This window comes from Pantoea sp. JGM49, from assembly GCF_018257655.1.
In the GTDB taxonomy this organism is placed as follows: domain Bacteria; phylum Pseudomonadota; class Gammaproteobacteria; order Enterobacterales; family Enterobacteriaceae; genus Pantoea; species Pantoea communis.
The window spans coordinates 156,698-177,998 of the sequence record NZ_JAERJM010000012.1 but is presented as its reverse complement, the minus strand read 5'-3'; the positions used below and the strand labels follow the sequence as shown (position 1 = coordinate 177,998).

The window sequence follows — 21,301 nt, the reverse complement described above, 5'->3', positions numbered from 1 at the left end:
TCATTTATGGCGACCTTATTATTTTCTCTAATGCCTGATTAAATCTTTCAATTTCCACTAATATCCTCGCGTCACTATACTGCATCGCATTACCTCGTTATTCAGGACTATCAACGTGTTATCTGTTTATTTACAAGGGCTTGCTCTTGGGGCTGCACTCATTCTGCCATTGGGCCCGCAAAACGCATTCGTGATGAACCAGGGCATTAAACGCCACTACCATTTGATGACTGCAGGATTGTGCACCCTGAGCGATATCGTGCTGATTTGCGGCGGCATCTTCGGCGGCAGTGCGCTGCTAAATCAATCCCCCATTATGCTGATGCTAATTACCTGGGCCGGCGTGGCGTTTCTGCTGTGGTACGGCTGGGGCGCACTGCGCAGCGCATGGCAGGGTGATGTGACGCTGGCCGATGATGTGGTGATGAAGCAAGGCCGCTGGCGCATTATTGCTACCATCGTGGCGGTGACCTGGCTCAATCCGCATGTCTACCTCGATACTTTCGTGGTGCTCGGTAGCCTGGGCAGTCAGCTGCCTTCTACCGCCGCACGCCAGTGGTTCGCGTTGGGCACAGTGAGCGCGTCAATTATCTGGTTCTTTGGTCTGGCGCTGTTAGCCGCATGGCTGTCACCGCGTCTGCGCACAGTGCGCGCCCAGCGCATCATCAATCTGCTGGTGGGCGGCGTGATGTGGTTTATCGCCATCCAGTTAGCGCGTCAGGGCATTGCCGCGTTCTGATGCAGATGTAAACCGTACAGTGCGGGTAGCGCGCCCGCACTGGCAATCAGCTCTAAGCGTATCTGCCGGAAACTGACATCCTGCGGCACAGCGTGGTGGCACAGCGAGTGATGATTCTCCCGCACTTCTACCAGTAACATCTCATCCAGCCATAACCGATAATGCGTGGTGCAGTGCGGTGTCACCGCTTGAGCATGGCCCATCTGCACCGTCTCCATCGCGTGGTCAAAGTCGTTATCAAACAGCAGGGTGATTTGGCGTGCGTGTTGCTGCTGTTCCCATCGCCAGGTGGCAGCTGGCTGGGCATCATCCAGTGCTGGCACCCAACAGTTGGTGTGCTGTTCCGGGCGCAATTTGCCGTTGAGTAAATAATCGCGATGCCAGAGTTTTAACGGCGTCTCCAGCGCGAACGCCAGCAGCACCTGATGTGGCGCACGGCGCGGCAGCCAGAAATCAAACTCGTCCACGCCGTAATCGCCGTCATTGAGCTGCCTTGTGCGTTTGGCGACGCGCGGATTGAGGCTGTTGAACACCATCATCACGCCTGGCAAGCGCTGGCGGGTAAGTGCCACTTCAATCTCTGGCTGCTCTTCGAAGGCGATAAACAAATAACGATCGACATCCGCACGGTAATCAAAACTCAGGCGGTAGCTGCCCTGGTCGTTAACCGTGATTGTCTGGTTGGCGATGTGCTGATCGCCGCAGGTGTTGGCCGGATTGTCACTGGTGAGCAGCGAAACCTGCAGCTTCTGCGTCTGTTTAGCGCGCAGTTGAACGGTTATCGCGGGTAAACGTTCACCGGCTTTTAACGGCAGTAGCAGAGCGCAGCGAGAGTGCAGCGGCTGCCAACCGGCATCGGCAGGCAGGGCGCTAAGTTGCAGGGTGCTGCTGACCGCAATATGCGCATCGCTGACCGGGTTTGCAAGCTGCTGGCGTGGGATGTATGCCCCTTCGCGCAGCAGGCGTTGCTGCAGCTGCGTTACGTGAGCAGGCTGGGCTAACTGTGCTGGCGTGAGTTGCTGCTGCTGACAGATTGCCGCCGCACGTCCCACCACTTCACCCAGTACGCCGCAGGTGCACATCACGCGCGCGCTGCCAAAGGCCACGTGGGTGGCTGAAATTAAGCGACCGGTGAGCAGCAGATTATTCAGCGACTGACTGTATAGCGCACGGAATGGAATGGTATAGGTGCCTTTGCTGTGAAACTGGCGACAGCCATCGTGTTCGCTGTAGACGCCATCGGCCGGATGCAGGTCAATCGACCAGCCGCCGTAGGCGACGGCGTCGTAGTGATCGCGCTGTTCGATGATGTCCTGCTGGCAGAGCAGGGTGTCGCCAAGGAAGCGACGACTCTCGCGTTTGCCGGGAATTAATCCTACCCACTCAATGGTCAGGTTATCGGCATCCGGGAACTCGCCGGAGTTTTTAATGTAATCCCAAACGCCCCAGACGATTTTCCACAGCTCCCATTTGATGGTTTCGCTTTCGTGCACCGTATCGAGCCGTCCGCCCCATTCCAGCCACCACAAATCACAGCCGTTAAGATCGGAGGTCAGGCGTTTGTAACGCGGAATGGCGGTAATCTCTTTAAGCGCAAAAGAGGGCGGGACAAAGCGAACCGGCTGCGAAGTACGTTTGGTGTAGAAGTAGATTGAGTGGCCGAGTTTGTGGCCAAAATGTTCGCCTGGCGCCATCTTTTCGCCAAACTCTTCAACGGTTTCCGCACCCACGCGATGCGCTGCGCCCGCCAGATATCCCAGCACGCCATCGCCGCTGGCATCAATAAACTGGCTGGCCTTAACGTGATAGCGGGTCTGATTGATGGCGTTGAAGGCCTGCACCGATTGCAAATGACGGTCTGATTTCTCGATATCGGTGACCACGGTATTGAGCAACAGGGTTAATCCGGGCTGCGACTGCACCAAATCCAGCAGCACCATATCGAACAGCACCGGATTGCCCTCTTTGTTGCGCCACAGGTTTTCCTCCATGATCTCGCCCATGATGCCGCCTTCGCGCGCCCAGCGGTTGTTGTTGCCCATATGCGATGTCGCCCCGTTGGCCCACAAGCGCACTTCACTCGATGCGTTGCCACCCAGCACCGGGCGATCCTGAACCAACACCACCTGTAATCCGTCACGCGCGGCGGCCAGTGCGGCACACACGCCCGCGAGCCCACCGCCCGCCACCAACAAATCGGCCTGTAATTTTTGCTCTGGGAAGTGACGCGCATTTTGCGAAGAGAAAGTCTGCATCATTTGCTTCCTGTCATGCTGAAGCTAAGATTGGTGTTTTGAGCGCCACAGGGTGAACTATGTCTTCTCAACCCAACCAAAGCCTGATTGATGGGATTCGCTGCTTGCAGTATTTGGTTTCCAGCGATAAAGCCGTGGGCTGCCGTGAACTGGCGCGACAGATGGACATGAACAGCACACGCGTTAACCGCCTGCTGATGACCATGGCCTCGATTGGCCTGACGATTCAGGACGAACATCGCCGCTATTTGCCCGGCCCGGGGATTCATGCTCTGGCGGCGCAGGCGATTCGCGGCTCCTCGCTGTTTGCCCAGGCGCTGCCGCAACTGGAAGCACACGCGCCACGCGATATCGTGGTGGCGCTGGGCGTGTTGTGGGAGGACCAGGTGATTTACATCTGGCACTCCGAACCGGGTGAGCGCACCAGTGCCAGCCAGGCGCTGGCCGGTTTCCGCATGCTGCCGGCGTGGCAGTCGGTGATTGGTGTGTCGCTGCTGGCGACAGAGAGTGATGAGCAGTTGCGTCCAAGATTTACCGACGAACAGTGGGCGCAGATGGCGCCGTTGCTGGCGCGCAAGCGTGATGCAAACCACTTGATCTGGCACCGTAATGACGGCGAAATCAGCATGGCGCAGCCAATCAATAATAACCGCGCCGCGCTGGCGTTTGCCAAAATCTGGCAGGCAGATGATGCGCATCTGCAGCAGCGGGTGACGCAGTTGCAGTCGCTGGCGAAAGTGCTGATCAGTGCGCGCTGACATGCTCGATTTTCCCGACCACGAACAGATAGCTGCAAATGCCTATCGCGGCCAGCACGGCAATAAAGCCGAGTGCTGGCGCGAAATTGTCGCCATCGATCAACGCGCCAATGGCAATCGGCACCACAATAGCGGAAAGCGCACCGGTGAAATTGAATACGCCGCCCGCTAAGCCAATCAGATGGCGAGGTGCCAGTGCGGTGACAAACACCCAAGTGATGGTCGCGAGGCCGTTGCCAAAAAACGCCAGCGACATAAACAGCACGATGAGCGTGGCGTCGTCGGTGTAATTGGCGCCAAGAATAAACAGCGTCAGGAACAGGCCAAGGATCACCGGCAATTTACGCGCCACGCTGGGCGACACGCCTCGGCGTATCATGCGATCCGAAGCGAAACCTGCCAGCAGTACGCCACAGAAAGCGGCGAAGTAGGGCACGGAAGCCACATAGCCGCTTTTAATGAAGCCCATATGGCGATACTCCACCAGATAGGTCGGGAACCAGGTGAGGAAGAACCAAAAGGTGGCGGAGATGGTGAACTGGCCGATATAGATACCCACCAGTTTGCGGCTGCGGAACATTTGTGCCAGATCGGCCCAGCGGGCCTTCGGCTGCAGCGTGTGCTGACGGCTCTCGAGTAAGGCACCGTTGCTGCGCAGGTAGTTTAATTCGGCTTCTGACACGCCTTTATGCTCATGTGGCTCACGGTAAAGCAGATACCACACCAGCGCCCAGATCATCCCGGCCACACCGGTGATCAGAAACAGTCCGCGCCAGCCAAAGGCATCCTGCACGTGAAACAGAAGTGGCGTCATGCAGGCGAGTCCAACGAACTGGGCCGAGGAGTAAATGCCGATGGCGCTGGCACGCTCCTGTTCCGGGAACCAGCTGGATATTACGCGGTTATTCGAAGGCATCACCGGCGCTTCAAAAGCACCAACGCCCAGACGTAGTCCGAAGAGCGCACCGAAGCTGTTGGCGAGCGCATGCAGAGCGGTGATCAATGACCAGGCAAACAGTCCTACGCCATACACCAGTCGCGCGCCGAGACGATCGATAAGAAAGCCTCCGGGGATCTGCAGCGCCGCATAGATCCAGCCAAATGCTGAGAAGATCAACCCCATCTCCATTGGCGTAAAGCGCAGTTCACCGGCCATTTGCGTGGCGGCCACAGAGAGATTGGTACGATCCATGTAGTTGATGATGATGTTGATAAACACCAGTCCCAACATCAGGAATCGGGTCCGTCCGGCGCGTACGGCATCGGCGCTGTGGCTAAGGGGCTGCTCTGTCATAATACAACTCTCCCGGAGGTTAGAATTGTTTCTTTAATAGAAACATCAAGGCGAACTTTCCGCGAATCTGTCAGCATAGTTTTGCGATCGCGGATACGTTAAAAACGCCGTTATCCGAACTTTTTGGTGATTTCAAACTCAGACCATCACGCATAGTAATGTGTTTTAGGTTTAGCCATAGTGGCGACCTGTAAATTGAACCTTCAAGGAGGACTTTCGTGAAACTGAAAGCACTGGCGCTGGCCGCCGTTATGAGCACTGGCGTAATGTCAGCGATGGTACAAGCGGGTGAAGTCCCGAATGGCCCGCATGTTGTGACCTCAGGTCAGGCAAGCGTTGATGCCCGTCCGGATATCGCGACACTCTCCATCGTGGTGAATGTTTCTTCGAAAGATGCGGCAGATGCGAAAAAACAAGCTGATGACCGCGTGGCGCAATATTTCGATTTCCTGCAAAAGAGCGGTATCGAAAAGAAAGATATTGATGCGGCAAACCTGAGCACGCAACCCGAGTATGACTACACCAAAGAAGGGAAGTCCGTACTGAAAGGTTATCGTGCGGTGCGTCAGGTGCAGGTGACCTTACGTCAGCTGGATAAACTGAATGAGTTGCTGGACGGCGCGCTGAAATCCGGCCTGAATGAAATCCGTTCGGTAGAGCTGGGCGTGGCGAATGCCGATGCTTATAAAGATCAGGCACGCAAAGCGGCGATTGCTAACGCCACTCAGCAGGCAGGCGCATTGGCAGAAGGCTTTAATGCGAAATTAGGCCCGGTATACAGCATCCGCTATCACGTGGCGAACTATCAGCCAATGCCAATGGCGCGCATGTACAAAGCGGCTGCCGCCCCTGCGGATACCACCGCGCAGCAGACCTATGAGCAGCAGAGCATTCACTTTGACGATCAGGTGGATGTGGTGTTCGAGATTAAGCCGAATACAGCTCAGTAATCTGATGTGTTGAATCATAGCGGCGTGATTTATGGCGCTGAACGGCAGCAATACTGCTGTTCATTCATGCGATATACCGCGCCGCTATGCTCATCGGTAATTGGGATTAGGCTGTCGCCGTATCCTGACGCAATACGCGATGACCGTGTGCAATCAATGCATCCGTCACGCTGCGCATTAAGCGGCTCTCTGGCGCGAAGCGGTGCCAGTAAAGCATGCGACGCTGATAAAGACCCGGCGTCAAATCCACCAAATCCCCTTGTGCCAGTTCACGCTCAATCTGTAAGTGCGGGATCATACAGCACACCGAACCCTGACGCGCCAGCTGCACGAAGGCTTCCGACGAGTTAACAATGTGGCACGGTACGCTACCCGGGGACAGATCAAAGTTCTGCTGTAAAAACGCCTGATGCATATCATCGAGATGGTCAAACGCCACCGCGGGAGCTTTCAACAAAGCCGAACGCGTGACGCCATTCGGGAAGTAGCGCGCAGCAAAATCCGGCGAGGCGCAGAACAGATAATCCAGTGCACCCAATTGATCCACCAGACAGCTCGGCAGCGGCTGCGGTTGAATACTGACAGCACCAACCACTTCACCACGACGCAGGCGTTCCTGAGTACGGGTTTCATCTTCGACCTGCAGATTCAGGCGCACCGGTGAATCGGCCAGCACATCTTTCAGCGCAGGCAGCAGCCAGGTCGCCAGACTGTCGGCGTTGACCGCCAGTGACAGCAGCAATGGCGTGGTGCCGCCGTTGTCATCACCCAGCCACTCTTCTTCCAGCAACTCGACTTGATGTAACAGTGCCAGCAGTTTTTGTCCTTGCTCGGTCGGACGCGGCGGCACGGTACGCACCAGCAGCGGCTGACCAAATAAATTTTCCAGCTGTTTAATGCGCTGTGACACCGCAGACTGCGTGATGCAGAGTTTTTGGGCCGCACGCTCAAAACCGCGCTCGCGAATCACAGCATCCAGCGCCTGAAGCGTTCGATAATCCGGGCGTTTCATTGTTGTTCTCTCTCGTTCAGGATGGAAAGTACTATGCCACAAAACTGTCATATTGTGCTGCGGCGCTTTTTTGCGGGCTGGCTTCCAAAGGCTTAAATCGATGCGTTAACAGCCGCGCATTTTCACGACGCCTTGTTTTATACTACGCGCACTTCGATGTCGCACAGGTTTTAAACATACCATGACCCAGGATGAACTGAAAAAAGCGGTTGGTTGGGCAGCACTGCAGTACGTGCAACCCGGCACCATTGTTGGCGTTGGCACCGGTTCAACAGCGGCGCATTTTATTGATGCGCTTGGCACCATGAAAGATCAGATTGAAGGCGCGGTCTCCAGTTCGGAAGCCTCGACGGAAAAACTCAAAGCCCTGGGGATTCCGGTTTTTGATTTGAATAATGTGGATGAGCTGTCGGTGTACGTTGATGGCGCCGACGAAATCAATCCACAGATGCAGATGATCAAAGGCGGCGGCGCAGCGCTGACGCGTGAGAAAATTGTCGCAGCGGTGGCGAAGAAGTTCATCTGCATTGCGGATGCCTCCAAAGAGGTGGATATCCTGGGTAACTTCCCGCTGCCGGTGGAAGTGATTCCGATGGCGCGTGCATTTGTCGCGCGTGAACTGGTGAAGCTGGGGGGCCAGCCGGAGTATCGTCAGAACGTGGTGACCGACAACGGCAACATTATTCTCGACGTGCATAATCTGCGTATTCTCGACCCGATTGCATTGGAAAAAACCATCAATGCACTGCCGGGCGTGGTTACCGTGGGCTTGTTTGCTGCGCGTGGTGCTGATGTGGCGTTGATCGGCACCGCAGAGGGTGTGAAAACCATCACTTATTGATCTGATAGCGTATTCACCGGCGCGAGTGCTGCGCCGCTTATTTCCATCTGCAAAACATCTTTTCTTGCTGGGGTGAAATTTGGTGACTTATGTCACAAAAGATTCATCAACAGCAGGTTCGTACTTCGGCGCACTCGCATCCCACGATTTTGTACGGCTTTGTGCTGCCTCAACGTGGGCGCGTGCTGGCGGTCAGGCAATCGTTTGTATTGCCGCGCTCGAAATTTTTGATATTTTGGCAGAAGGCTACCTTATGGTAGTCCTCGTTGAATTCTGAATAGGGTCGGGAAATGGCAAAGGTATCACTGGAAAAAGACAAGATTAAGTTCCTGCTGGTGGAAGGCGTTCACCAGAGTGCACTGGATAATCTGCGTGCTGCAGGTTACACCAACATCGAATTCCACAAAGGGGCACTGGATGCGGAGTCGCTGAAGTCCTCCATCCGCGATGCGCACTTCATTGGTATCCGTTCCCGTACCCAACTGACTGAAGAGATCTTTGCGGCGGCTGAGAAGCTGGTCGCGGTAGGCTGCTTCTGCATCGGTACCAACCAGGTTGACCTGAATGCGGCCGCAAAACGCGGTGTGCCGGTCTTCAATGCGCCATTCTCTAACACCCGTTCGGTGGCTGAGCTGGTAATTGGTGAAATGCTGCTGATGCTGCGCGGGATTCCTGAAGCGAACGCCAAAGCACACCGTGGTATCTGGAACAAAGTGGCTAACGGCTCGTTCGAAGCGCGTGGTAAGAAGCTGGGCATCATTGGTTACGGCCATATCGGCATGCAGCTGGGCGTACTGGCAGAAGGCCTGGGCATGCACGTGTTCTTCTACGATATCGAAACCAAACTGCCGCTGGGTAATGCGACTCAGGTTCGCCACCTGTCCGATCTGCTGAACATGAGCGACGTGGTCAGCCTGCACGTACCAGAAAATGCTTCAACGCAAAACATGATTGGCGCTGAAGAGCTGGCGCTGATGAAGCCGGGCGCACTGTTGATCAACGCCGCACGCGGCACCGTGATTGATATTCCAGCCCTGTGCAACGCCCTGGCGAATAAGCATCTGTCCGGCGCGGCCATCGACGTCTTCCCGGTTGAACCAGCGACCAATAGCGATCCGTTCAACTCACCGCTGTGCGAGTTTGATAACGTGATCCTGACGCCACATATCGGGGGCTCGACTCAGGAAGCGCAGGAAAACATCGGCCTGGAAGTGTCGGGCAAGCTGGCGAAATACTCTGACAACGGTTCTACGCTGTCTGCGGTTAACTTCCCGGAAGTGTCTCTGCCGATGCACGCTGCTAGCGTCAGCCGCTTGCTGCACATCCATGAGAACCGTCCTGGCGTGCTGACCGCGATTAACCAGATCTTTGCCGAGCAGGGCATCAACATCGCCGCTCAGTATCTGCAGACCTCGCCGGTAATGGGTTATGTGGTTATCGATATCGATGCAGAAGAAGATGTGGCGGAAAAAGCGCTGCAGCTGATGAAAGCGATTCCGGGCACCATTCGCGCCCGTCTGCTGTACTGATGATTCAGGGCACCGAGTGTGCCCGTTCATCTTGCTGATTGCTCAGGGCGCCACATCGTTTGGCGCCCTTTGTTTTATCGTTCGGCGCTATCCCATTGCCACAGCTTTGACGGCGTCAAAATAGCAGGCAAGGGGACATCCCATGCCGCGACTGGCAATGCCTCAACACGCTGGCAATCGTGCGCAATGCCCATCGGTAAAAAGCCATGCTGCTGCCAGTGCTGCAGGGTGCGATCGTAAAAACCTCCCCCCATGCCCAATCGCTGACCCTGGTGGTCAAATGCCACTAACGGCACCAGCATCACATCCAACTGATCGAGTGTGGCCATCTGCGTGATATCCAGCGGCGGTTCCGGGATGCGCAATTTGTTCGGGGTCAGTGAGGTCTCAGGTGTATAACGCAGGAACAGCAGATGGCCGGGAGCGAAAGGATGCAGTACCGGCAAATAAACCTGCTTTTTCTGCTGCCACAGCTTGGCAATCAGCGGGCGGGTGTTGATTTCGCCATCGACAGATAAAAACAGCGCGATGCGTTGAGCATTAGCGATAGGCGCAAAGTTGATAGCGTGCTCGGCGAGCAGATCGGCAGCTTGTTCCTGCTGTTCAGGCGTAAGGTTGCGACGCAGATGGCGCACATGCTGACGAATGTTTTGGCGATCAAGTAGGGAAGGTGCGGTCATGATGCCCCCCGGCAGAGTCGGCTATTTGGCCAACTATATCATGCGAAGCGGGAGATTCGCGTCATACTTCAGGTACAGGGGGTTAACTGCGCTCATGCACCCCAATCACTCAATTTGTTAAGCTGATTGGGATTCATTTGCTTGCCGCCTTGCTGAAACATGAGTCTCTGGCGAAGGGGACGAAAGAGGAGATCTCCGAGATGCCGCCGCAGGCTGTAACCCTTGAACCCTTGGTTCAAGGTGAATATGCCGTCGCAACCATCAGGCTTCTCGGACGGACCGAGCATGCTCACAGGTTACGGAGCGTCACATTCTGTTGGTATGAAATATCGGCTCAGGGGACTGGCCCGCTTGCAAACATCTCAGAGAAAATTGACTTCACCGTCACTCTAACACGAGTACCATGAAGTGTTATTCGAATTTAGGGCCCTGGCGATCAGTTATGCGACCTTGCTCAACTAATGCTTGTTCAATGGTCTGCTGCAGCATGCGGATACGTTGTTCCATGTTTGCTGCATAGTCGCGCGTCTTGCCTTTTTCCTGTGCCAGCTCGTGGCAGATATTTAAGGCGGCGATGAACACCAGTTGCTCTGTATTGGTGACTCTAGTGCGAACTTTTAAATCTTGCAACCGTTGATTGAGATCCTCAGCAGCCAGATTCAGCGCATCTTGCTGTTCGGGAGGACAATTTACTCTCAATGAACGACCAAAAATCTGAATATCTACCGGTTGTGCAGACATGCCACCATCCTGACTGATTACTCTGTTCGCATCTCCCTTACCTGTCAATGGGTTGGGAGGTGCGCAACTATATAGAGCCGCGATATAAGTTACAACCCCTTTTCTGGAAACCCTGAGGCACCTGGTGGTAGCATAACACGAACTTATTCTGCCAACGACGACCAAAGCCTATGTCTTTACAGAACGAAACTCCTGGTTACAACGCGCTAGCCGCAGCCCTTTCTCAGCAGGGCGTGGGCATGACGCCAGCCGAAATGCACGGATTGCTGTCCGGCATTTTGTGTGGTGGCAATAAAGACACCCGCTGGAAAACCATGGTCCATGACCTCACCAACGAAGGCATGGCGTTTTCACAAAGCCTGTCACAGCCGCTGCAGGCGCTGCATGAAAATCTGAGCAATACGCTGGAAGACGAGGGTTTCATGTTCCAGCTGATGCTGCCGGAAGATGATGACATCACCGTCTTCGATCGCGCGGATGCGCTCGCGGGCTGGGTCAATCATTTCCTGCTCGGCTTAGGCGTTACGCAGCCGAAGCTGGATAAAGTCACTGGCGAAACCGGCGAAGCGATTGATGATTTGCGCACCATCGCGCAGCTCGGTTACGACGAAGATGAAGATCAGGAAGAGCTGGAGCAGTCGCTGGAAGAAGTGATTGAGTATGTGCGCGTGGCGGCTTTGCTTTGCCATGACACATTCACTCGTCAGCACACGCCAACTGCGCCGGAAGTGCAAAAGCCAACGTTACACTAAGTGCGTTATTACGGGCGCGTGGTGCCCGTTTCAACAGGGAGTGCAAACATGATTACACTGGATACTTTCCAGCAACGTCGTCAGGCGCTGATTGCCCGTATGGCACCTGGCAGCGCCGCTTTGATTTTCGCTGCACCTGAAGTGACCCGCAGCAACGACACGGAATACAACTTCCGCCAAAACAGCGACTTCTGGTATTTCACCGGGTTCAATGAACCGCAGGCGCTGCTAGTGCTGATCAAAAGTGATGACAAGCATAACCACAGCGTGCTGTTCAATCGTGTTCGCGACCTTACCGCTGAGATCTGGTTTGGCCGCCGCCTCGGGCAAGATGCCGCACCCGCTAAGCTTGGCGTTGACCGCGCTTTACCGTGGGATGACATCGGTGAGCAATTGCATCAGCTGCTCAACGGGCTTGATGTGGTGTATCACGCTCAGGGTGAGTACGCAGAAGCTGACCAACGGGTGTTCAGCGCGTTGGAAAAACTGCGGCGCGGCTTCCGTCAGAATCTCAGCGCGCCTGCCACTGTCACCGACTGGCGTCCGTGGGTGCACGATATGCGCCTGTTCAAAAGCGAAGCTGAGATTGAAATCCTGCGCCGTGCGGGAAAAATCAGTGCGCTAGCGCATACTCGTGCGATGCAAGCCTGCCGTCCGGGGATGTTTGAGTATCAGCTCGAAGGCGAAATTCACCATGAATTCAATCGCCACGGCGCACGTTTCCCTTCTTACAACACCATTGTGGGATCGGGTGAGAACGGCTGCATCCTGCATTACACCGAAAACGAAAGTGAAATGCGCGATGGTGATTTGGTGCTGATTGATGCGGGTTGTGAATTCCACGGTTATGCCGGGGACATCACCCGCACCTTCCCGGTTAATGGCAAATTCACGCAACCTCAGCGCGAGATTTACGACATCGTGCTGGCCTCGCTGTACAAAGCGCTGTCGATGTTCCGCCCTGTCATCAGCATCCACGACGTCAATGACGAAGTGGTGCACATCATGATCACCGGTCTGGTCGATCTCGGCATTCTGGAAGGCAATATCGATACGCTGTTCGAAGAGCAGGCGCACCGCCCGTTCTTCATGCACGGCTTGAGTCACTGGCTGGGGCTGGATGTGCATGACGTCGGCCATTACGGTACACCAAGCCGTGACCGCATTCTCGAACCGGGCATGGTGTTGACCATTGAACCTGGCCTGTACATTGCGCCGGATGCGAAAGTCCCACCGCAGTATCGCGGTATCGGTATCCGTATCGAAGATGACATCGTGATCACCGCTGACGGCAACGAAAACCTGACCGACAGCGTAGTAAAAGATGCCGAGGCAATTGAAGCCTTGATGGCAGCGGCACGCCACGCATGAGCATTTTGATTGCAGGCGGCGGCATGACCGGGGCAACCCTGGCGCTGGCGATTTCGCATCTGACGCAAGGCCAACTGCCCGTCACGCTCATTGAGCGCAGTCTGCCGGATAGCCGCAAACATCCGGGCTTTGATGGCCGGGCGATTGCGTTAGCGGCGGGCACCTGTCAGCAGCTGGCGGATATCGATGTATGGCGCTCGCTCGCAGATTGCGGCACGCCGATCACGGATATTCACGTCTCTGACCGTGGCCACACCGGTTTTGTGCAGCTCAAGGCGGATGATTATCAGGTCCCAGCGCTGGGGCAGGTGGTTGAGCTGTTTGATGTGGGCCAGCGCCTGTTCCAGCGTCTGAAAAGTGCACCTGGTGTGACGCTGCGCTGCCCGGATTACGTCACGACGGTGGTGCGATCAGCTGAATCTGTCACGGTGACACTCAACAGCGGCGAGCAGCTACAGGGCGAGTTGCTGGTGGCAGCCGATGGCTCACGTTCGCCCCTTGCGGCGTCCTGTGGCATCAGCTGGCAGCGGGACGATTACCAGCAGCTGGCGGTGATCGCCAACGTCACCACGCAGCAGCCGCATCAGGGTCGCGCGTTTGAACGCTTTACCGAGTACGGCCCGCTGGCGCTGTTACCGATGTCTGGCAATCGCATGTCGCTGGTGTGGTGCCACCCCGTTGAGGCTGAAGCCACGGTGAAACAGTGGGATGATGCAACTTTCCTGCGCGAGCTTCAGCTGGCGTTTGGCTGGCGCTTAGGGCGTTTCACCCATGCCGGCCAGCGCGAAGTGTATCCGCTGGGGCTGCAAACCGCAGAGCGTCAGGTGGCGCATCGCCTGGCGTTGGTAGGCAACGCGGCGCAAACGCTGCATCCTATTGCGGGCCAGGGTTTTAACCTGGGCTTGCGCGATGTGATGTCGCTGGCGGAAACGCTGGCAGGCGCGCATCGTCAGCAGCAGGATGTTGGCGGCTATGGCGTTTTGCAGCACTTCGCTGCACGCCGTCAACCGGATCGCGCCGTGACAATCGGCGTGACCGATGGCCTGGTGCGGCTGTTTGCCAATCGTTATGCGCCCTTAGTGGCGGGAAGAAATCTTGGGCTGGTGGCAATGGACCATCTGCCATGGCTGCGAAACCCACTTGCCGCGCGCACGCTCGGCTGGGTGAAGCGTTGAGCATGAATTAAGGGGCAGCAATGCAAACATTTGATGTGGCTATTGCCGGTGGCGGTATGGTAGGTCTGGCCGTCGCCTGCGGATTACAGGGCAGCGGCCTGCGTGTTGCCGTGCTGGAGAAAGCACCTGAGCCACAATTTGATCCATCGAGCGCCGCATCGATTCGCGTCTCGGCGATCAATGCTGCCAGCGAACGTCTGCTGCAAAAGCTGGATGTCTGGTCCAGCATCCTGGCGTTGCGCGCCAGTGCCTATCACGGCATGGAAGTGTGGGATCAAGACAGCTTTGGTTCCATCAGCTTTGATGATGAGCAGCAAGGCTTATCCCATCTCGGCCATATTATTGAAAACGAAGTGATTCACAGCGCACTGTGGCAGCGCGCCAGTCAGTGCAGCGATATCACCTTATTTGCCCCTGCGCAGTTGCAGCAGGTGGCCTTTGGCGACAACGAAGCGTTCGTCACTTTGCAGGACGGCAGCATGATGAGTGCGCGCCTGCTGATTGCCGCGGATGGGGCAAACTCGTGGCTGCGCGACAAAGCCGATATCCCGATTACCTTCTGGGATTACGATCATCACGCGCTGGTCGCCAATATCCGCACCGATATGCCGCACGATGCGATTGCGCGTCAGGTGTTCCATGGCGACGGCATTCTGGCGTTCCTGCCTATGCAGGACCCGCACCTGTGCTCTATCGTCTGGTCGCTCTCACCGCAGGAAGCGGCCCGCGTGCAGTCGATGCCAGAAGCATTATTCAACCAGCATTTGTCGGTCGCCTTCGATATGCGCCTCGGCTTGTGCCATGTTGAAAGCGAGCGCAAAACCTTCCCACTGATGGCGCGCTATGCCCGTAACTTTGCCGCGCACCGCCTGGCACTGGTGGGCGATGCCGCGCACACCATTCATCCGCTGGCCGGACAGGGCGTTAACCTTGGCTTCATGGATGCCGCAGAACTGATCGGTGAAATTCGTCGCCTGCATCAGGAAGGCAAAGATATCGGACAGCACCTGTATCTGCGTCGTTATGAGCGCAGTCGCAAGCACAGTGCAGCAATGATGCTGGCGGGTATGCAGGGATTCCGTGAGCTGTTTGCCGGCACCCATCCGGCGAAAAAGCTACTGCGTGATGTGGGATTGAAACTGGCTGACACATTGCCGGGCGTAAAACCGATGATGCTGAAGCAGGCCATGGGGCTGAATGATATGCCCAGCTGGATTCGCTAAACTCTCTTCAAATGGCGCCGATACAGGCGCCATTTTTTTGCTTGATTCACTGCGCCGTCATACCTGAAACCCATCCTGATATTGCTCATGTAGTGATTGCTGGGACACTGCGGGTCAGTAAAAAAACCGCACTTAAACTGTTTTTAACCCCTCTGCACTGCTCTGGTGCGCCTCTGCACTCAAATTGCGCCTCGTTTGATTTATTCTAATTTTACTCGCCAATTCGCATTACTTTAACTAATGAAGGTGTCGCGGGTTCGCCGGACCTATTTCCCGTACTGAGGCGTGTGTTCCATTATCAGGCTGTGTTTATCGTTATTAATTGTATTTTATGCGAGGTTAATCACAAAAATGCAGTGAATTGTGCTGTGGTGGGTTTGGTGCGTGCTGAAGGGTGATACTGTTTCGCCCTCGTTTTCCTTATGGTTAATCGCCGCATTCGGTGGTAACTTCAGCACAAAGAGAACGTTTGCGTCAGCCTGTACAGGCGGCGCAGGCGCGTCACACTCACTTGTTTTCACAGGATGGTTATGACTCAGCAAACGCCTCTATTCGAACAGCATCAGGCATGCGGTGCGCGCATGGTGGACTTCCATGGCTGGATGATGCCACTGCATTACGGCTCGCAAATGGATGAGCATCATGTGGTGCGCAACGATGCCGGTATGTTTGATGTTTCCCACATGACCATCGTCGATCTGCACGGTGTCCGCACCCGTGAATTCCTGCGTTATCTGCTGGCCAACGATGTCGCCAAACTGACGCAACCCGGCAAAGCCCTCTACACCGGCATGCTGAATGCCTCGGCTGGCGTCATTGATGATTTGATTGTTTACTTTATGACCGAAGACTTTTTCCGCTTAGTGGTGAACTCCGCGACGCGTGAGAAGGATTTGGCGTGGATCAAACAGCACGCTCAGCCGTTTGGTGTCGAACTCACCGAGCGTGACGACCTGGCGCTGATTGCCGTACAAGGCCCGCAGGCGCAGCAGAAAGCACAGACGTTGTTTACTGCGGCGCAGCGTGAAGCTGTAGCGGGCATGAAACCGTTCTTCGGTGTGCAAAGCGAAAACCTGTTCATCGCCACCACCGGTTACACCGGTGAAGCTGGCTATGAAATTGCGATGCCGAACAGTGAAGCGGCTGATTTCTGGCAGAAGCTGCTGGCGGCAGGCGTCAAACCGGCTGGCCTGGGGGCGCGTGACACGCTGCGTCTGGAAGCGGGGATGAATCTCTACGGTCAGGAAATGGATGAAGGCGTTTCACCGCTGGCGGCCAATATGGGTTGGACGGTGAGCTGGGAACCTGCCGATCGCGATTTCATCGGCCGCGAGGCGCTAGAAGCGCAACGTGAACATGGCACTGAAAAGCTGGTGGGTTTGATCATGACCGAAAAAGGGGTGTTACGAAACGGCTTGCCGGTGCGTTTCACCGATGAACAAGGTCAGCCACAGCAGGGTATTATTACCAGTGGTTCCTTCTCCCCGACGCTGGGTTACAGCATCGCGCTGGCACGTGTGCCAGCGGGCATTGGTGAGCAAGCGATTGTAGAGATCCGCAATCGTGAAATGCCGGTGAAAGTCACCAAACCGATTTTTGTTCGCGCCGGCAAGCCGGTCGCTCAGTAATTTTTCAGGAGAAATGGCGATGAGCAATGTGCCTAATGAATTGAAATACCGCGATAGTCACGAGTGGGTGCGTGAAGAAGCCGATGGCACCTTCACCGTGGGTATCACCGAACACGCGCAGGAACTGCTGGGCGATATGGTGTTTGTGGATCTGCCTGATGTGGGCGCCACTTTCGCTGCCGGTGATGACTGTGCCGTCGCGGAGTCGGTGAAAGCCGCCTCAGACATCTATGCCCCACTGAGCGGTGAAATCGTTGCCGTGAACGAAGAGCTGGCCGACGCACCGGAGCTGGTCAACAGCGAACCGTACGCCGCAGGCTGGTTATTCCGTATTAAAGCCAGCGACGTTTCAGAACTTGATTCGATGCTCGACGCCGATGCCTATAAAGGCGCTATCGACGAGTAACCGGTAGTCATCGGAGGTGCTGCATTGCAGCGCCTTCTTTTTTATCTGCCTGATTTAATGCCATTTTTGTAACCCAGCCCGATTCAGGATTTACTGCAAATGACCCAGACTCTCAGCCAGCTTGAACACAACGGTGCCTTCATTGAGCGCCATATCGGTCCTACACCCGCGCAGCAGGCCACCATGCTGGAAGCGATTGGTGCCAGCTCTCTGGAATCACTGATCAGCGCCATCGTGCCTGCCGACATCCAATTGCCAGGCCCGCCTGCGGTCGGTGATGCCGCGACCGAACAGCAAGCGCTGGCAGAGCTGAAAGCCATTGCCAGTCAGAACCAAATCTACAAATCCTGGATCGGCATGGGCTACAGTGCCGTGATCACCCCACCGGTTATCCTGCGAAACATGCTGGAAAACCCGGGTTGGTACACCGCGTACACCCCATATCAGCCAGAAGTTTCGCAGGGCCGCCTTGAAGCGCTGCTGAACTTCCAGACTCTGACGCTGGACTTAACCGGTCTGGATATCGCCTCTGCTTCACTACTTGATGAAGCCACTGCCGCCGCCGAAGCGATGGCGATGGCGAAGCGCGTCAGCAAACTGAAAAATGCCGGTAAATTCTTTATCGCCGAAGACATCCATCCGCAAACCCTGGATGTGGTGCGCACGCGTGCAGAAACCTTTGGTTTTGAACTGATCATCGACAGCGCCAGCAAAGCGCTGGATCACGACGACCTGTTTGGCGTGCTGCTGCAGCAAGTGGGCACCAGCGGTGAAGTGCATGACTACCGTTCACTGATTGCCGAGCTGAAAAGCCGCAAAGTGGTGGTGAGCGTGGCCGCCGATTTCATGGCGCTGGTGCAGTTAGAAGCACCGGGCAAGCAGGGCGCAGATATCGTTTTTGGTTCCGCTCAGCGCTTTGGTGTGCCGATGGGTTACGGCGGTCCACACGCTGCGTTCTTCGCCAGCCGCGATGAGCACAAACGTTCAATGCCGGGTCGTATCATCGGTGTTTCACGTGATGCTGCTGGCAACACTGCACTGCGTATGGCGATGCAAACCCGTGAGCAGCACATCCGTCGTGAGAAGGCCAACTCCAACATCTGTACGTCACAGGTGCTGCTGGCGAACATCGCCGGCCTGTATGCGGTTTATCATGGTCCGGCGGGCCTGAAGCGCATCGCCTCGCGCATTCATCGTCTGACCAGTATTCTGGCCGCTGGCCTGAAAAACGGTGGACTGAAGCTGCGTCATAACAGCTGGTTCGATACCTTAACGGTTGAAGTCGCCGATAAAGCCGATGTGCTGAATCGCGCGCTGAGCTTTGGCGTCAACCTGCGCAGTGACGTGCTCAACGGCGTGGGTATCACGCTGGATGAAACCACCTCACGCGAAGATGTGCAGACGCTGTTTGCCATTCTGCTGGGTGATGCGCACGGTCAGGATATTGATGCTCTGGATACCAGCGTAGCCGCGGAAAACAGCGCGATCCCGGCAGGCATGTCGCGTGAAAGCGAGTTCCTGACCCATCCAGTGTTTAACCGTCATCACAGCGAAACCGAGATGATGCGTTACATGCACAGCCTGGAGAAAAAGGATCTGGCGCTGAACCAGGCGATGATCCCGCTCGGTTCGTGCACCATGAAACTCAACGCCGCAGCCGAAATGATCCCGATCACCTGGCCAGAATTCGCCGAGCTGCATCCATTCTGCCCGGCAGAACAGGCTTCAGGCTATCTGCAGATGATTGGCCAGCTGTCACAGTGGCTGGTACAGCTCACCGGTTACGATGCGCTCTGCATGCAGCCAAACTCCGGTGCGCAGGGTGAATATGCTGGTCTGCTGGCGATTCGTCGTTATCACGAGAGTCGCAACGAAGGTGGACGTAATGTCTGCCTGATCCCAAGTTCTGCGCACGGTACTAACCCGGCTTCCGCACAGATGGCGGGCATGGCAGTGGTGGTGGTGGCCTGTGATAAACAAGGCAACATCGATCTCGGCGATCTGCGTGAGAAAGCCGCTCAGGTTGGCGATGAGCTGTCTTGCATCATGGTGACCTATCCTTCAACCCACGGCGTGTACGAAGAAACCATTCGTGAAGTGTGCCAGACCGTGCATCAGTATGGCGGTCAGGTTTACCTGGATGGCGCCAACATGAACGCCCAGGTGGGCATCACCACGCCAGGTTACATCGGCGCAGATGTCTCGCACCTTAACCTGCATAAAACCTTCTGCATTCCGCACGGCGGTGGCGGTCCAGGCATGGGCCCAATCGGCGTGAAAGCGCATCTGGCTCCGTTTGTACCGGGTCACAGCGTGGTGCAAATTGATGGTGTGCTGACGCAGCAAGGCGCAGTCTCTGCCGCACCATTCGGTAGTGCCTCGATTCTGCCAATCAGCTGGATGTACATCCGCATGATGGGCGCGGAAGGTCTGAAGCAGGCGAGTTCGGTAGCCATTCTGAATGCCAACTACATTGCCAGCCGTCTGCAATCGGCTTATCCAATCCTGTATGCCGGTCGCGATGGTCGCGTGGCGCACGAATGTATTCTCGATATCCGTCCGCTGAAAGAACAGACCGGTATCAGCGAGCTGGATATTGCCAAACGTCTGATCGATTACGGCTTCCACGCGCCAACCATGTCCTTCCCGGTGGCCGGAACACTGATGGTTGAGCCAACGGAATCAGAAAGCAAAATCGAGCTGGATCGCTTTATCGATGCAATGCTCTCCATCCGCATGGAGATCGACCGCGTCGCCGATGGCGAATGGCCCGCTGACGATAACCCGCTGGTAAATGCACCTCATACTCAGATGGAGATCGTTGGCGAGTGGGCGCATCCGTACACCCGCGAACTGGCGGTGTTCCCGGCTGGCAGTGCCAACAAGTACTGGCCAACCGTGAAGCGCCTGGATGATGTGTTTGGCGACCGCAACGTGTTCTGCTCCTGTGTTCCAATGAGCGAATACCAATAATTTAGCCGTTATGCTCAGGGCCGCCGTTGTATTGGCGGCACTCATTCACCCCGCTCACGGACTTATGTGGGCTTGCGGGAAGGGGGGGCCTGCTGCCTTGTGCAACTCAAATTATTTTGGCTAAACACATTTTGATCCCTATTCTGAGGGCCGAGAAATCGGCCCTTTTTCTATTTGGAGGCAACATGGATTTGGCATTAGTCACCGGCGGTAGCCGTGGTATTGGACGCGCAACAGCCTTGATGCTGGCGCAGGCGGGTTATCGTGTTGCAGTTAACTATCGTAAGCGCGCCACTGAAGCTCAGCAGGTCGTGACTGAGATCGAAGCACAGGGCGGCAGCGCCTTTGCCGTGCAGGCGGATATCGCCGATGAAGCTCAGGTCGTGCGCATGTTCCAACAGCTTGATCAGCAGCCAGGCAACCTAAGCGTGCTGGTCAATAATGCCGGGATTTTGTTTACGCAGTGCCGCGTAGAGGATCTCGATGCGGAACGTATTCAGCGCGTGTTCGCCACCAACGTTACGGGCACCTTTATCTGCTGTCGTGAAGCGGTCAAGCGCATGGGCACCGCACACGGCGGGCAGGGCGGTTCGATCATCAATGTCTCCTCAGCGGCAGCGCGTCTCGGTGCACCAGGCGAGTATGTTGATTACGCGGCGTCAAAAGGGGCTATGGATACCCTGACCAAAGGCTTATCACTGGAAGTGGCGGCGCAGGGCATTCGCGTCAATAGCGTGCGGCCGGGCTTAATCTATACCGAGATGCACGCGGATGGGGGGGAACCAGGCAGAGTTGATCGTGTTGCCAGCTCACTACCGATGCAGCGCGGCGGTCAGGCCGAAGAGATCGCCGCAGCTATCATCTGGCTGGCAAGTGATGCCGCTTCTTACGTCACCGGCACCTTTATTGATGCGGCAGGTGGCCGCTAATCTTCTGATTGACTATCCGACAGTGAGGCTGCGTGATCAACGGCG

The 21,301-nt window shown here is 55.9% G+C and carries 19 protein-coding genes and 1 other RNA gene; 14 read left to right on the top strand and 6 right to left on the bottom strand.

From position 1 onward, the window contains the following. Positions 1-115: 115 nt before the first annotated feature. Positions 116-739, top strand: coding sequence for an arginine exporter ArgO (argO, locus tag JK231_RS19815; RefSeq protein WP_097118037.1), 624 nt, complete (start codon positions 116-118; stop codon positions 737-739). On the opposite strand, the gene JK231_RS19810 is transcribed toward argO, so the two are convergent. After that, positions 718-2,997 (bottom strand): FAD-dependent oxidoreductase, encoded by a 2,280-nt coding sequence (locus tag JK231_RS19810; protein ID WP_211729306.1) that lies wholly within the window; start codon positions 2,995-2,997, stop codon positions 718-720. The two genes, argO and JK231_RS19810, sit on opposite strands and share 22 nt — an antisense overlap. A 56-nt stretch (positions 2,998-3,053) precedes the next feature. Here JK231_RS19810 and JK231_RS19805 point away from each other — a divergent pair, with 56 nt between their 5' ends. Next, positions 3,054-3,752 (top strand): IclR family transcriptional regulator, encoded by a 699-nt coding sequence (locus JK231_RS19805; RefSeq protein WP_211729305.1) that lies wholly within the window; start codon positions 3,054-3,056, stop codon positions 3,750-3,752. On the opposite strand, the gene JK231_RS19800 is transcribed toward JK231_RS19805, so the two are convergent. After that, positions 3,739-5,046: an MFS transporter gene (locus JK231_RS19800; protein WP_211729304.1), complete on the bottom strand. Its 1,308-nt coding sequence runs from the start codon at positions 5,044-5,046 to the stop codon at positions 3,739-3,741. The genes JK231_RS19805 and JK231_RS19800 overlap by 14 nt on opposite strands. A 218-nt stretch (positions 5,047-5,264) precedes the next feature. Here JK231_RS19800 and JK231_RS19795 point away from each other — a divergent pair, with 218 nt between their 5' ends. Continuing rightward, the gene (locus JK231_RS19795; protein ID WP_097118033.1) at positions 5,265-5,996 is read left to right on the top strand and encodes an oxidative stress defense protein; all 732 of its coding nucleotides are present in this window, start codon (positions 5,265-5,267) and stop codon (positions 5,994-5,996) included. 106 nt (positions 5,997-6,102) lie between these two features. On the opposite strand, the gene JK231_RS19790 is transcribed toward JK231_RS19795, so the two are convergent. Next, positions 6,103-7,008, bottom strand: a complete 906-nt coding sequence (locus JK231_RS19790; RefSeq protein WP_034823211.1) for a LysR family transcriptional regulator ArgP — start codon at positions 7,006-7,008, stop codon at positions 6,103-6,105. Between the two features lie 181 nt (positions 7,009-7,189). On the opposite strand from JK231_RS19790, the gene rpiA reads away from it, so the two are divergent. The 3 genes from rpiA (at position 7,190) to serA (ending at position 9,378) form a co-directional block, all read left to right on the top strand. Beyond that, a complete protein-coding gene (gene rpiA / locus JK231_RS19785) occupies positions 7,190-7,849 on the top strand; it encodes a ribose-5-phosphate isomerase RpiA (protein ID WP_058961895.1) in 660 nt (219 codons plus the stop codon). Positions 7,850-7,931: 82 nt separating this feature from the next. Then, positions 7,932-8,126 carry a hypothetical protein gene (locus JK231_RS19780; RefSeq protein ID WP_155287966.1) on the top strand — a complete coding sequence of 65 codons (195 nt, stop codon included), beginning with the start codon at positions 7,932-7,934 and terminating at the stop codon, positions 8,124-8,126. A gap of 13 nt (positions 8,127-8,139) precedes the next feature. Continuing rightward, the gene (serA, locus tag JK231_RS19775; protein WP_160868292.1) at positions 8,140-9,378 is read left to right on the top strand and encodes a phosphoglycerate dehydrogenase; all 1,239 of its coding nucleotides are present in this window, start codon (positions 8,140-8,142) and stop codon (positions 9,376-9,378) included. A gap of 74 nt (positions 9,379-9,452) precedes the next feature. Here serA and JK231_RS19770 read toward each other — a convergent pair whose 3' ends face one another. The 3 genes from JK231_RS19770 to zapA all read right to left on the bottom strand — a co-directional run bounded on the left by JK231_RS19770 (position 9,453) and on the right by zapA (position 10,799). Next, a complete protein-coding gene (locus JK231_RS19770; protein ID WP_211729303.1) occupies positions 9,453-10,058 on the bottom strand; it encodes a 5-formyltetrahydrofolate cyclo-ligase in 606 nt (201 codons plus the stop codon). Positions 10,059-10,246: 188 nt separating this feature from the next. Next, positions 10,247-10,430: non-coding RNA, 6S RNA (ssrS, locus tag JK231_RS19765), on the bottom strand. 39 nt (positions 10,431-10,469) lie between these two features. Then, entirely contained in the window at positions 10,470-10,799 is a 330-nt protein-coding gene (gene zapA / locus JK231_RS19760; protein ID WP_034823204.1) for a cell division protein ZapA, read from the bottom strand. Positions 10,800-10,969: 170 nt separating this feature from the next. Between zapA and JK231_RS19755 the strand changes: the two genes are divergently transcribed. The 8 genes from JK231_RS19755 to JK231_RS19720 all read left to right on the top strand — a co-directional run bounded on the left by JK231_RS19755 (position 10,970) and on the right by JK231_RS19720 (position 21,256). Further along, the gene (locus JK231_RS19755) at positions 10,970-11,551 is read left to right on the top strand and encodes a YecA family protein (protein WP_034823202.1); all 582 of its coding nucleotides are present in this window, start codon (positions 10,970-10,972) and stop codon (positions 11,549-11,551) included. Positions 11,552-11,599: 48 nt separating this feature from the next. Then, the gene (gene pepP, locus JK231_RS19750) at positions 11,600-12,922 is read left to right on the top strand and encodes a Xaa-Pro aminopeptidase (protein ID WP_211729302.1); all 1,323 of its coding nucleotides are present in this window, start codon (positions 11,600-11,602) and stop codon (positions 12,920-12,922) included. Beyond that, entirely contained in the window at positions 12,919-14,097 is a 1,179-nt protein-coding gene (gene ubiH / locus JK231_RS19745; protein WP_211729301.1) for a 2-octaprenyl-6-methoxyphenyl hydroxylase, read from the top strand. Before pepP ends, ubiH begins: the two co-directional genes overlap by 4 nt. 20 nt (positions 14,098-14,117) lie before the next feature. Continuing rightward, positions 14,118-15,320: an FAD-dependent 2-octaprenylphenol hydroxylase gene (gene ubiI / locus JK231_RS19740; RefSeq protein ID WP_097118029.1), complete on the top strand. Its 1,203-nt coding sequence runs from the start codon at positions 14,118-14,120 to the stop codon at positions 15,318-15,320. Between the two features lie 530 nt (positions 15,321-15,850). Continuing rightward, the gene (gcvT, locus tag JK231_RS19735) at positions 15,851-16,948 is read left to right on the top strand and encodes a glycine cleavage system aminomethyltransferase GcvT (RefSeq protein WP_160833074.1); all 1,098 of its coding nucleotides are present in this window, start codon (positions 15,851-15,853) and stop codon (positions 16,946-16,948) included. 19 nt (positions 16,949-16,967) lie between these two features. Further along, positions 16,968-17,354: a glycine cleavage system protein GcvH gene (gcvH, locus tag JK231_RS19730; protein WP_160833075.1), complete on the top strand. Its 387-nt coding sequence runs from the start codon at positions 16,968-16,970 to the stop codon at positions 17,352-17,354. Positions 17,355-17,453: 99 nt separating this feature from the next. Next, entirely contained in the window at positions 17,454-20,327 is a 2,874-nt protein-coding gene (gene gcvP / locus JK231_RS19725) for an aminomethyl-transferring glycine dehydrogenase (protein ID WP_211729300.1), read from the top strand. A gap of 185 nt (positions 20,328-20,512) precedes the next feature. Then, positions 20,513-21,256 carry an SDR family oxidoreductase gene (locus JK231_RS19720; RefSeq protein WP_211729299.1) on the top strand — a complete coding sequence of 248 codons (744 nt, stop codon included), beginning with the start codon at positions 20,513-20,515 and terminating at the stop codon, positions 21,254-21,256. Positions 21,257-21,301: the final 45 nt, after the last annotated feature.